Annotated in this window: 12 protein-coding genes; 8 read left to right on the plus strand and 4 right to left on the minus strand. The window is 71.7% G+C overall.

Annotated features, from left to right (window positions below; all coding sequences use genetic code 11):
- Nucleotides 1-120: 120 nt before the first annotated feature.
- Together ACFW5B_RS22185 and ACFW5B_RS22190 are read left to right on the plus strand one after the other, a co-directional pair.
- Nucleotides 121-909: an RNA polymerase sigma factor gene (locus ACFW5B_RS22185; protein WP_386442148.1), complete on the plus strand. Its 789-nt coding sequence runs from the start codon at nt 121-123 to the stop codon at nt 907-909.
- Nucleotides 909-1,961 (plus strand): hypothetical protein, encoded by a 1,053-nt coding sequence (locus tag ACFW5B_RS22190; protein ID WP_386442151.1) that lies wholly within the window; start codon nt 909-911, stop codon nt 1,959-1,961. The genes ACFW5B_RS22185 and ACFW5B_RS22190 overlap by 1 nt, the downstream gene beginning before the upstream one ends.
- Before the next feature lie 251 nt (nt 1,962-2,212).
- Here ACFW5B_RS22190 and ACFW5B_RS22195 read toward each other — a convergent pair whose 3' ends face one another.
- Nucleotides 2,213-3,085: a peptidoglycan-binding protein gene (locus ACFW5B_RS22195; RefSeq protein ID WP_386442154.1), complete on the minus strand. Its 873-nt coding sequence runs from the start codon at nt 3,083-3,085 to the stop codon at nt 2,213-2,215.
- Between the two features lie 137 nt (nt 3,086-3,222).
- On the opposite strand from ACFW5B_RS22195, the gene ACFW5B_RS22200 reads away from it, so the two are divergent.
- Both ACFW5B_RS22200 and ACFW5B_RS22205 read left to right on the plus strand, forming a co-directional pair.
- Nucleotides 3,223-4,821 (plus strand): methylmalonyl-CoA mutase, encoded by a 1,599-nt coding sequence (locus ACFW5B_RS22200; protein WP_386442157.1) that lies wholly within the window; start codon nt 3,223-3,225, stop codon nt 4,819-4,821.
- 64 nt (nt 4,822-4,885) lie between these two features.
- Nucleotides 4,886-5,098, plus strand: coding sequence for a hypothetical protein (locus ACFW5B_RS22205; protein WP_362604427.1), 213 nt, complete (start codon nt 4,886-4,888; stop codon nt 5,096-5,098).
- Between the two features lie 64 nt (nt 5,099-5,162).
- Here ACFW5B_RS22205 and ACFW5B_RS22210 read toward each other — a convergent pair whose 3' ends face one another.
- Nucleotides 5,163-5,864: a FadR/GntR family transcriptional regulator gene (locus ACFW5B_RS22210; RefSeq protein WP_386442161.1), complete on the minus strand. Its 702-nt coding sequence runs from the start codon at nt 5,862-5,864 to the stop codon at nt 5,163-5,165.
- Nucleotides 5,865-6,015: 151 nt separating this feature from the next.
- Between ACFW5B_RS22210 and ACFW5B_RS22215 the strand changes: the two genes are divergently transcribed.
- On the plus strand, nt 6,016-6,591 hold the full coding sequence (locus tag ACFW5B_RS22215) for a gluconokinase (protein WP_386442164.1): 576 nt from the start codon (nt 6,016-6,018) through the stop codon (nt 6,589-6,591).
- Between the two features lie 41 nt (nt 6,592-6,632).
- On the plus strand, nt 6,633-8,030 hold the full coding sequence (locus ACFW5B_RS22220) for a gluconate:H+ symporter (RefSeq protein WP_386442167.1): 1,398 nt from the start codon (nt 6,633-6,635) through the stop codon (nt 8,028-8,030).
- 36 nt (nt 8,031-8,066) lie between these two features.
- Here the strand turns inward: ACFW5B_RS22220 and ACFW5B_RS22225 are convergent, their stop codons facing one another.
- Together ACFW5B_RS22225 and ACFW5B_RS22230 are read right to left on the minus strand one after the other, a co-directional pair.
- A complete protein-coding gene (locus tag ACFW5B_RS22225; RefSeq protein ID WP_386442170.1) occupies nt 8,067-8,762 on the minus strand; it encodes a DedA family protein in 696 nt (231 codons plus the stop codon).
- Complete coding sequence (locus ACFW5B_RS22230; RefSeq protein ID WP_386442334.1) at nt 8,759-9,424, minus strand: class I SAM-dependent methyltransferase; 666 nt, start codon at nt 9,422-9,424, stop codon at nt 8,759-8,761. Before ACFW5B_RS22230 ends, ACFW5B_RS22225 begins: the two co-directional genes overlap by 4 nt.
- Nucleotides 9,425-9,755: 331 nt before the next feature.
- On the opposite strand from ACFW5B_RS22230, the gene ACFW5B_RS22235 reads away from it, so the two are divergent.
- Together ACFW5B_RS22235 and ACFW5B_RS22240 are read left to right on the plus strand one after the other, a co-directional pair.
- Complete coding sequence (locus ACFW5B_RS22235) at nt 9,756-11,099, plus strand: sensor histidine kinase (RefSeq protein WP_386442173.1); 1,344 nt, start codon at nt 9,756-9,758, stop codon at nt 11,097-11,099.
- Nucleotides 11,096-11,782: a response regulator gene (locus tag ACFW5B_RS22240; protein ID WP_386442176.1), complete on the plus strand. Its 687-nt coding sequence runs from the start codon at nt 11,096-11,098 to the stop codon at nt 11,780-11,782. The genes ACFW5B_RS22235 and ACFW5B_RS22240 overlap by 4 nt, the downstream gene beginning before the upstream one ends.
- Nucleotides 11,783-12,183: the final 401 nt, after the last annotated feature.

Here is a 12,183-nt window from a genome sequence, read left to right on the forward strand (position 1 = left end):
GGCGGTGGCCGGCGCAGCTCCGGCGGCGTATGGCGGGGCCGGGCCGGTGGTGTGGCCGGGTGAAGCGACGATGTAGCAAGGACCGGGCGGCGGACATTCCACGTGCGACAGGATGGACCCGTGCGAGGGGACGACATTCAGCCGGACGACCGTCGGCTGACGGTGGCCGTGCAGGCGGCGCAGGGCGGCGACGAGGCGGCGTTCCGTACCGTCTACCGCGCCGTACATCCCCGACTTCTGGGATATGTGCGGACCTTGGTGAGCGAAGCGGACGTAGAGGACGTCACCTCCGAAGCCTGGCTCCAGATCACCCGTGACCTCGCCCGCTTCAGCGGCGACGCCGACCGCTTCCGCGGCTGGGCCGCCCGTATCGCCCGCAACCGCGCCCTCGACCACATACGGATGCGCGGCCGGCGCCCGGCGATCGGCGGCGACGAGAGCGAACTGGCCGACACCCCCGGCGCGTCCGACACCGCGGGCGAGGCGCTCGAAGCCCTGGGCACCGGCAGCACCATGCGGCTGATAGCCAGGCTGCCGCAGGACCAGGCCGAGGCCGTGGTGCTCCGGGTGGTGGTGGGACTCGACGCCAAGAGCGCCGCGGAGGTCCTCGGCAAACGCCCCGGCGCGGTGCGCACCGCCGCACACCGCGGGCTGCGACGGCTCGCCGAGCTCCTCGGCGAGGAACCCGGCACCGGCCGCGACGGACCGCACGACAGCAGCAAGGACGGTGCCGACGGCGCCGGACGGCAGGAAGGAACCCCCTCCGGGCGGCCCGCACCGGGCCGGCGCCGAGGTGGTGGAACGGTCAATGGGGTGCCCGCACAGGGCAGAAGGCGCCGCGACGGCGTGGCGGAATCGTACGTACCAGGTGTGACGGAAACGGCCGCACGAACGCAGAAGGACATGTGATGGCCGACGACCGGTACAACTGGCTCGACAAGGACACCGCGGAGCGGTTGCTGCGCGGTGAACAGGTCAGTGCCCGGCACGGTGACGGCGCACGCGAACTCGAACAGCTCCTGCAGGCCGCCGCCGCGGTCGGCGCCAAGGCGCCCGGCACCGCCGAACTCCCCGGCGAAGAGGCCGCCGTCGCCGCGTTCCGGCAGGCCGCCCGCCGCGGCGCCGGTGCCTCGCACCGCGCCGCCGACGCCTTCCCCGGCGGACGCGCCGCACGCGCCACCGGACTCACCGAACGCACCCGCCTCGGCCGCCCCTTCCGGCGCGGCTTCGCGGTGGCCCTCGCGGCCTGTGCCATCGGCGGCGTCGCCGTCGGCGCCGGCACCGGCGTGCTGCCCAGCCCCTTCCCGGCCGACGAGCCCTCGCCCGCCTCCAGCGTCTCCGCCGCCGAGAGCCCCGGGCCGTTCGACACCCGCGAGCCCGGCGCCCAGACCGACGGCACGACGGGGCGCACCCCCGACCCCGGCCGCGGCGGGAAGTCGGCCGGCTCCACCGGCAGCCCCGCACCCGGCAGCAGCCCCGGCGCCACCGATCACCCGGGGCGCGGCACCCAAGGTGGCGGCACCGGACGCGACGACAGACCCGGCGACAAGAAGACCCCGCCGAGCCAGGGCGACAGCAAGAACAGCCTGCTGCTCGCCCTGTGCCAGAACTACGAGTCCGGTAAGCGGGACGCCATGGACCGCGACACCCTGCGGCGCCTCGAACGGCAGGCCGGTGGCGCGGACAAGGTGCACCTTTTCTGCCGCACCTACCTCGCGCGCTACCAGGACGGCGGAAAGTCCGGCAGCGGCGACGGCTTCGGCGGCTCCACCGGCGGCACCGGCGCAACCGGCGGCACGGGACAGAGCGGCGGCGGCTCGGGCGACGAGGACGACGACCACCACCCCTCCCAGAGCCCCGACACCACCCCAGGCTCCGGCACGTCCACCCCCGCCCCGGACCCCTCGGCGACCGCCGCGGACCCCGGTCAGACCACCCCGAGCGAAACCGCCACCCCGTAGGTGTGACGTTTTTCGAGCCGGTGACGCAGTACTGAGTGAAGCCGACTGGTCATCGGCTGCGCGAGGAGCCGGGGTTCCCCCCGTACCCACGGCTCAGCGCATATGGCGCGGGCGGGGCACGTTCCCCCGGCCCTGCCCGCGCCCTTCTTTGCGCCTGATCCGGCGCCGCTCTCGCGGACGTGGATCCGTGGGTGTGGGTACCTCAATTTCTCTTCGGTCGGAGAACTGGCCGTGCCTCCTTGCGTGTGTCGCTAGTGGTGGACGACCACCTTGGTGCCAGGTCTCACCGCGGCGAAGAGGGTGGCGATCTTTCTTCTCTCGCGGACGTTCACGCAGCCGTGGGAGGCGCCTCGGTAGCCGTGGGCGGCGAAGTCCGCGGAGTAGTGGACGGCCTGGCCGCCGCTGAAGAACATCGCGTAGGGCATGGCCGTGTGGTAGAGCGTCGAGATGTGACGGCGGCTCTTGAAGGTGATGTGGAAGGTGCCCTCGCGGGTGGGGGTGTACTGCGAGCCGAAGCGGACGTCCATCGCCGCGGCGATCCGGCCGTTGACCACCCAGGTGAGCGTATTGCTCCGCTTGCTGATGCAGATCACCGTGCCCGTCATGCAGCGTCGGTCCAGGACACCGGCCGGCCGGGTGGTGGGCGGACGGAGTTCCGCGCGCGACGGCGGGCGGGTGCGTGAGCGCAGTGCCCACCAGGTCGCGGGCTGGACGGTGCCCGTACGGGGCAGGCCCTGGCGTTTCTGGAAGGCGCGGACCGCGGCGGCGGTGACCGAGGCGTACGAGCCCGTCGGGGCGCGGTCGAACAGGCCCAGCTGGGCCAGCCGCGCCTGGAGTTCGCGGACCTGCGCACCGCGCGAGCCCACCGCCATCAGCGGTCTCGGCGCCTTCGGTCCGGTATGGGCGGTGCGTGCGGGGTGCGGCCCCGTGGCGTGCCGGGCGGGGGGAGTGTGCAGGCCCAGGGGTGGGGGAGCGGGGGTGGTGGGGGCGTGGCGGACGCCCTTGTTGCCGTCCGGCGCACTCGTGCCGGTGACCGTCACGGGGCGGCAGCCCACCGCGAGCGCCGCCACCACCAGCACCGCGGCCACCGCCGGCGCCGTACCTCGTCCACTGCTCCGCTGCATGCGCAACCCCCGGATCTCGGCGGCCCGACCGGCCACCGGTGACTCTTCCCAGTGCTGCGGGGGGACGAACCTGCGGGCATGCTGTGAGCAAGGCGGAAACCCGGACGAACCGGTCACCCACTGGGAGGCGTACACCCATGGCGTACGAGGCGGGCAGTGTGCGGCACAACGAGAGCGGGCTGCCCATCGAGCCTGTGTACGGGCCGGAGGCGCTGGCCGGCTGGGACCCGGCGCGCCGCCTCGGCGCGCCCGGCGGCTACCCCTTCACCCGGGGGGTCTATCCGTCGATGTACACCGGACGGCCCTGGACGATGCGGCAGTACGCCGGCTTCGGCACCGCGCGCGAATCCAACGCCCGCTACCGGCAGCTGATCGCCCACGGCACGACGGGGCTGTCCGTCGCCTTCGACCTGCCGTCCCAGATGGGGCACGACTCGGACACCCCGATCGCCTCCGGCGAGGTCGGCAAGGTCGGCGTGGCCATCGACTCCGTCGAGGACATGCGGGTGCTGTTCGGCGGCATCCCGCTGGACCAGGTGTCGACATCGATGACGATCAACGCCCCCGCCGCGCTGCTGCTGCTCCTCTACCAACTGGTGGCGGAGGAGCAAGGGGTGGCGGCCGGTCAGCTGAACGGGACCATCCAGAACGATGTGCTCAAGGAGTACATCGCCCGGGGTACCTATATCTTCCCGCCGGAGCCGTCGCTGCGGCTGACCGCGGACATCTTCCGGTACTGCCGCGCCGAGATTCCCCGTTGGAACACCATCTCCATCTCCGGCTACCACATGGCCGAGGCGGGTGCCTCTCCCGCGCAGGAGATCGCCTTCACGCTCGCCAACGGCATCGCCTACGTCCGGACGGCCGTTGCCGCCGGGATGGACGTGGACGACTTCGCGCCCCGGCTGTCGTTCTTCTTCGTCTCGCGTACCACGCTGCTCGAAGAGGTCGCCAAGTTCCGTGCCGCGCGCCGGATCTGGGCCCGGGTGATGCGGGAGGAGTTCGCCGCGAAGAACCCCAAGTCGATGATGCTGCGGTTCCACACCCAGACCGCGGGGGTGCAGCTCACCGCCCAGCAGCCGGAGGTGAACCTCGCCCGGGTCACCGTCCAGGGGCTCGCCGCCGTGCTCGGCGGCACCCAGTCGCTGCACACCAACTCCTTCGACGAGGCCATCGCCCTGCCCACCGACAAGTCGGCCCGGCTCGCGCTGCGGACCCAGCAGGTGCTCGCGTACGAGACCGATGTGACCGCCACCGTCGACCCGTTCGCCGGTTCCTACGCCGTCGAGTCGATGACCGACGAGGTGGAGGAGGCGGCGCTGGCGCTGATGCGCCGGGTCGAGGACCTGGGCGGTGCGGTGGCCGCCATCGAGCGGGGTTTCCAGAAGGACGAGATCGAGCGCAACGCCTACCGCATCGCCCAGGAGACCGACGCCGGCGACCGGATCGTGGTCGGCGTCAACCGCTTCCAACTGGACGAGAAGGAGCCCTACGAGCCCTTGCGGGTCGACCCCGCCATCGAGGCCCAGCAGGTCGAACGGCTCGCCACCCTCCGCGCCCGCCGCAACCAGCGCGCGGTCTCCGCGGCCCTCGATGACCTGCGCAAGGCCGCCGAGGGCACCGACAACGTCCTCCCGCCGCTGCGCGAGGCGCTGCGCGCACGGGCGACGGTGGGCGAGGTGTGCGATGCGCTGCGGGAGGTGTGGGGGACGTACGTGCCGACGGATGCGTTCTGAGGGGCGGTTGGTGTGCGGGACGGGAGTTTGTGACCGGCAGGCCGGGCTGGGTCACACTGGTGCCATGTCGTCACCCCGCCGCACGTGCCCCGTCTGCACCCGAGAGATCGCCGTTGTCGGCGGCCGTTTCGCCCGTCACGATCCGCCCGGCCGGCGGACGGTGCTGGAGCTGATCTCCTGTCCGGGGTCGCGCCGGATGGCGCCGATGATGGCGCCCGCGGAGAAGCTGTTCGACCCGGAGGAGCCGCCGTTCCCGGGGCAGCAGCCGTTGTTCTGAGCGGGCGGGGACCGCTGTGCGTACGGCGGGTAACGGTGTCGGCGGGCCGGTGGTGCGTGCCCAACTACGGGGCCAGGACGTCCAGTTCGGCCAGCGCGCCGGCGGTGATCTCGCGGGTCAGGGATTCCGCCCGTGCCGCGTCGCCGGTGCGTACCGCCTCCGCGACCTGTACATGCAGGGTGACCGCGGCCGGGTCGGGGTCGGTGAACATCACATGGTGCTGGGTACGGCCGGTCAGCACGGCGGCCACCACGTCGCCGAGCCGGGCGAACATCTCGTTGCCGGAGGCGGTCAGCACCACCCGGTGGAAGGCCGTGTCGTGCACGAGGTAGGCGTCGAGCTGCTGGCCGCGTGAGGTGGCGACCATGCCCATGGCCTCTTCGGTGAGCCGGGCGCACTGCTCGGGGGTGGCGTGCCGGGCGGCCAGGCCCGCGGCGACCGGTTCGATCGCGGAGCGGAGCACGGTCAGCGAGCGCAGCTGCCGGGGGCGGTCCCGGCCGGCCAGCCGCCAGCCGATCACCCGCGGGTCGTAGACGTTCCACTCCTCGGTGGGCCGGACGGTCACCCCGACCCGGCGCCGGGAGGCGACCAGCTGCATGGATTCCAGAACCCGGACCGCCTCGCGGATGACCGTGCGTGAGACGTCGAAGCGCTGCTCCAGCTCGTCCGTGCGCAGGATCGTGCCCGGAGGGTAGTCGCCCGCGGTGATCGCGGGTCCGAGGGACTCCAGCACGCGGGCGTGCAGCCCCTTCCCCTCGTTTTCCATGGGCCAAGCCTACGTTCCCGCTCCCTGCCCAATTAAGTATGACGTTTGCATCACGGACTCTTGAATACGTCGTACCTAATGGGTTTCAGTGGGGCGCGCACCACGGCGCACGAGGCCGATGGAGACAGCCGAGACAGCGAGGTACCACGGGATGAGCAGCCCCGACGTGATCGTCGTGATGGGCGTGGCCGGCACCGGCAAGACGACGATCGGCCCGTTGGTGGCCGACGCCCTGGGCGTGCCGTACGCCGAGGGCGACGACTTCCATCCGCCTGCCAACATCGCCAAGATGTCGGCCGGCATCCCGCTCGACGACGCCGACCGGGGCCCCTGGCTGGACGCCATCGGCGCCTGGGCCCACCGGCGGGCCGGGCGCGGCGGGGTGGTCAGCAGTTCCGCGCTCAAGCGCGCCTATCGCGAACGGCTGCGCTCCGCCGCCCCCGGCCTGGTCTTCCTGCATCTGACCGGCGAGCGCGCGCTGATCGAGGAGCGGATGGCCAAACGCACCGGCCACTTCATGCCGGCCGCGCTGCTGGATTCGCAGTTCGCCACGCTCGAACCGCTCGGGCCGGACGAGGCCGGCGTCGCCGTCGGGGTGTCCGGCGCCCCGGAGGAGGTCGCCGAGCGGGCGGTGGCCGCGCTGCGTGCGCGGGACGCCGCCCAGCTCCTGACGCCTCCCCGTTTCCCTCGTCTGCCCTCGCCTCCCCTCAACTCCCCCCACAGGTAACGCAGCACCCCTTCCCCCTCCGTCCAACCAAGGGAGTCGCCGTGACACATCTCAGCGTCGAGATGCTCGCAGCGGACGCGGCCGAGCCGATCACCACGGCCGGTCACGCGCAGCTGGGCATCGCCGTCCTGGCCGGCATCGCCGTCATCGTTCTGCTGATCACCAAGTTCAAGCTGCATGCCTTTCTGTCGCTGATCATCGGCTCGCTGGTGCTCGGCGCGGTGGCCGGCGCACCGCTCGACAAGACGATCGCCAGCTTCCAGGCGGGGCTGGGCACGACGGTCGCGGGCACCGGCGTACTGATCGCGCTCGGTGCCGTCCTCGGGCGGCTGCTCGCCGACTCCGGCGGTGCGGACCGGATCGTCGACACGATCCTGGCCAAGGCGGGCCGGGGCGCGATGCCTTGGGCGATGGTGCTGATCGCCGGGATCGTCGGGCTGCCGATCTTCTTCGAGGTCGGCATCGTGCTGCTGGTCCCGGTGGTGCTGCTGGTCGCCAGGCGAGGCAACTTCTCGCTGATGCGGATCGGCATCCCGGCGCTGGCCGGACTGTCCGTCATGCACGGGCTGATACCCCCGCACCCCGGCCCGCTCGCGGCGATCGACGCGGTCGGCGCGAACCTCGGTGTCACGCTCGTGCTCGGCGTGGTCGTCGCCGTCCCGACCGCGATCGTCGCCGGCCCGCTCTTCTCCCGTTACGCGGCCCGCTGGGTCGACATCCGGCCGCCGGAGAACCTGGTGCCCGAGCGCACCACCGACGACCTGGAGAAGCGGCCGGGCTTCGGGGTCACGGTCGCCACCGTGCTGCTGCCGGTGGTGATGATGCTGGCCAAGGCGCTGGTGGACATCGTCGTCGACGACCCCGAACACCCGGTCCAGCGGCTCTTCGACGTCATCGGCTCGCCGCTGATCGCGCTGCTCACCGCCGTCCTCGTCGGGATGTTCACGCTCGGCCGGGCGGCCGGGTTCACCCGGGGGCGGATCGCCGCCACGGTCGAGAAGTCGCTCGGGCCGATCGCCGGGGTGCTGCTGATCGTCGGTGCGGGCGGCGGCTTCAAGCAGACGCTGGTGGACGCCGGTGTCGGCCAGATGATCCTGGACCTCTCCAAGGGCTGGCACATTTCGGCGCTGCTGCTGGCCTGGCTGATCGCCGTCACCATCCGGCTGGCCACCGGCTCCGCGACCGTCGCCACCATCTCCGCCGCCGGCCTGGTCGCCCCGCTCGCTGCGGAGATGAGCACCCCTCATACCGCGCTGCTGGTCCTGGCGATCGGCTCCGGGTCGCTCTTCTTCAGCCATGTCAACGACGCCGGGTTCTGGCTGGTCAAGGAGTACTTCGGGATGAACGTCGGGCAGACCCTGAAGACCTGGTCGGTGATGGAGACGCTGATCTCGGTCGTCGGGATCGTCTGCGTGCTGCTGCTGTCGCTGGTTCTTTAGCCGACCGGTGGTTGCGCAGGCGCCGGAAGCTGCCTGTCATGTCCGGCTCGGACGCAGCTCCTTATGAGAACGAGCAGGTACAGGCGGGTCGGTCAGAAGACTGGTGCTGGTGACGCGAGGGCTGTTGGCCGGAGCCTGTTTGCGGCGGAGTTTCGTCCAGACCAGCGCGGTCCCTGCTGCTGCCACCGCGCTCGCGGCGAATGCGGGGCCGCCGAGGGCGAGGGCGCGCTGGAGGGAGGCGGTGGCGGTGTATCCGGCGCCGGCTTCGGCGGCGGCCCACAGCGGGGCCGCCAGGGCGCTGTAGGGGGCGATGCGGTGGTACGGCAGGCGGGTGGCGCCGGCGAGGTGCGGGGTGAGGGTGCGGATCACTGGAAGGAAGCGGGCCAGGAAGACGGCCTGTCCCCCGCAGCGGGCCATCAAGGTCTCGGTGCGCTGCCAGGCGGCTGCTGGAAGGCGGCGGCCGAAGCGGCCGGTGCGCAGGCGCGCGCCGAGCATGTGCCCGGTGCGGTGTGCGAGGAGATCACCTGCGAAGACGGCGCACGAGGCGGTCGCGATCAGCGCAGGAAGGTGCAACTGCCCGGTGCGTGCCAGCGCGCCCGCGGTGAGAAGCAGGGTGAGCGTGGGAATGAACGCTCCGATCAACAGAACGGATTCGGCCAGGACCGCCGCGGCCACGATGGCGTAGGCGCCGAGGGGCGGCACATGGCCCAGGGCACCGGTCAGTGCGTTCACTGGCCGGCACCGGCCGTCGCGTGGTTCGGGCGGGCCACTGTGTGTGGGGCCTGGGTGAGTTGCCAGACCTTGGCCGGGGGCAGGTTGCCCCACACGGTCCGGAAACCGGTGGTGCACCGGTGCTGGTAGTCAGTCAGCAGGTCTTCGACGGCCCGCTGGCGGAGGGCCTGGGCCCGCGACGTCAGAAGACCGCGGGCCAGCGGGGCGCCCAGGTAGGCGAAGTACGTCAGAGTGCCCCCGGGGTGCAGCAGCTCCAGGTACCGGTCCATGATCGTCTCGACGTTGTGGCGGGTGAAGTTGGCGAAGGGCAGGCCGGAGACGATGACGTCGTAGCGGCGGTCGGTGTCCAGCTCCTCGACGCGCCGGGTGTGGATACGGACCTGTTTCCCGTGCTCGGGCAGGTGCGGGTGGGGGGTGGCGAGGCGGTGGAGCCGGGCAGCGAAGCGAGGGTTGGCCTCGGCGACATCCAGGTGACTGTCCGAGGGCAGCTGCGGGATCAGAGCGCGGGTGACCGCTCCCGTCCCGGCGCCCGCTTCCAGGACGTTCAGCGGTCGTCCCGCCCGGGCGCGCACCGGTTCGGTCAGGGCGCGGGCCAGCGCCGCACTGCTGGGGGCGATGGCTCCGGTGGTGCGCATGTCGCGGGCGGCTTCGATGAGGAACATCCAGCGCTCCGCACGGCGCTGCGCGGGAACGCGGTCCGGCGTGGCCGAGGCCGCCACGGGAGCGGTGCCCCGGGGGCCCGCCTGCGCTATCAGCGAGTGCGGCCCGCGCCCTGGGGGCTGCTCCCCAACGTGCTGTGACATGGCGAATGGCTCCACTTCATCCGGACAGAAAAGGTGAGCTGGGGAACGGCCGACTCGGCCCCGTCCCGCAGCTCGATCATCCGTCGGGAGGGGGCCGCCGCGGATCAACCGGAATGCCGAACGGTCCGCTCTGCGCGCATCGGCCGAAGGGCCGAGACGGCCCGCCGGATACGCCGTAACGTGAGGTGGCATGACGCACCCTTTCCGGGGCCGCTCCCGCACGTATCAGGCCCTGTTCCTGCTGGCGGGTGTCCTCGTCCTCGCCCTGCTCGTCGCAGAGGGGCTCAACACCGGTTTCGTCCCCACGGCGGCCGCCACCACCGTGACCGGTGGACTGTGCGTGGTGGTTCTGTTCGTACGGCCTGCGCGCTTCCCCCTCGCCGTCGGCTGCGCCGTGGCGGCGTCCCTCGCACTGTCAGTGGCCGAGCTGCAGCTGCCCCAGCACCTGCGGCCCGAGAACACGCCGGGGCTGGCGGAACTGTGCGCGCTGCTGCTGATGATCGCCCGTACGGTGCGCCTTCAGTCGCTGCTGCGGGTCATCGCTCTGGGATCCGCGGCAAGCGTGGCCGCCTTGCTGCTGCTCCTACGGATTCCGGTAACCGAGTCCAGCAAGGTGTTGGCCATCGAGGTGCCGGTGCTCCTCTTCGCCCTCGTGCTGATGGTCATGCTGGGCCTCTATCTGCGTCGCGTCGACATACTGCGCGACCGCGAGTGGAAGCTCGCTGAGCAGGCCGCCCGCCAGGCCGAGCGGTTGGAGCACGCCCGGGAGCTCCACGACTTCGTGGCCCACCATGTCACCGCGATCGTCACGCAGGCCAAGGCAGCCCGCTACGTCACCTCGGCCGGCCAGGCGCTGGCCCCCACAGACCTGGACGGGGTGCTCGCCGGGATCGAAAAGGCCGGTTCACAGGCGATGGAGTCGATGCGCGGCATGGTCTCCATGCTGCGCACCCCGGGGGATCCGGCCGCCACCCGCACCGGAGGCGACCTCACACGCGTGCGTGACCTCGTCGAGACCTTCTCGGCCGCGGGGCAGTCGGCCCGGCTCACCCTCGACCCCCGGCTCGCGGAACTATCCCTCCCGCCCGAGGTCAACATCACCGTGCACCGTCTGGTGCAGGAATCGCTCACCAACATCCGCAAGTACGCCGACACCGCCGCACACGTCACCGTGGACATCCGGCTCCGGGCCGACGACCCCGGCCTACTGGACGTCTCGGTCACCAACGACGGCCGGACCGCCGGGAGAACGGCGCACCGCACCCGGACCGGCGCGTACGACCGTCCGGAGACGGACCGGCGCGGCGCCGGCGCCACCGGACAGCCCACGCCCGGCCGACAGCACGGCTACGGCCTCATCGGACTCTCCGAACGCGTCGAGGCCCTCGGCGGTCACTTCACCGCGGGCCCCCGACCCGGCTGCCCCGGCTGGGAGGTCATCGCCGGCATCCCCCTCCCCTCCCTCACCCCCGGTGAGCCGCCCATTGACCAGGCAACCGGCAGCCCCACCACCTCTGCGACCATGACGCCATGAAGATCTCGGTCCTGATCGCCGACGACCAAGACATGGTCCGCTCGGCCTTCCGTATGATCCTCAGCGCCCAGCCGGACATGGACGTTGTCGCCGAGGCCGCCAACGGCACCGACGCCGTGGAAGCGGCCCGCAGACTCCGCCCTGGCGTCTGCCTCCTCGACATCCGCATGCCCGGACTCGACGGTCTGGAAGCCACCCGCCTGCTGGCCGGCCCCGACGTTCCCGATCCGCTCAACGTCCTGATCGCCACCACCTTCGACCTCGACGAATACGTTTACCGGGCCCTGCGCAACGGCGCCTGCGGCTTCCTCCTCAAAGACGGCGCGCCCACCCTCCTCGCCGAAGCCGTACGCGCAGCGGCCGCCGGCAACTCCCTTATCTCCCCCTCCATCACCGTTCGCCTCCTGCAGCACATGGCACCGCCCCCGCAAGAGAACGCCGGCTTCCGCCCCGCTGCCCGCGCGACCACCAGGCTCACCGACCCCCTCACCCAGCGCGAACTCGACGTCGTCCGCCTGGTCGCCCGTGGATACACCAACGAAGAAGTGGCGGCCGAGCTCTACGTCACCCCCTCCACGGTCAAGACCCACCTGGGCAACATCCAGCGCAAACTCGCCGCCCGCAACCGTGTTGAGATCGCGGCCTGGGCGTGGGAAGCGGGGGTGTGCCCCGGCCGCGGCTGATAGCCGCGCACAGAGGCACCGGTCACCCACGCGAAATCGCGTTGCCATCCCTTTGGCCTGCGTCTCGGTTGACCCTCCCGCACTCCTCTTCTTCCTCTTCCTCCGCGTTGCCGATGGCGATACGGACGTCGTGCATGCTCTGCTGGACCTCGCTCACGGACACCTCGGCCCGGACGCGGCCGACTGCCCCGGGAAGGTCTCGCCCTCATCGAGCTCCAGAAGCTGCGCCCCAGTGCGATGCAGCCGGTTGACCAGCACATTGGCCGTCAAGCCAGAGGCCGAAGTCCGGATCACCGGGCGGGGACCGAAACACGCGCTCAGGGCCTGTCTTCAAGGTCCCGGGGCGGAACCCTTCCGGGACCCGGTCCGTCGGACCGCTGTACCTTCCGGGCGGGTCACCG

It is taken from the genome of Streptomyces sp. NPDC058773 (assembly GCF_042746015.1).
Lineage (GTDB): Bacteria > Actinomycetota > Actinomycetes > Streptomycetales > Streptomycetaceae > Streptomyces.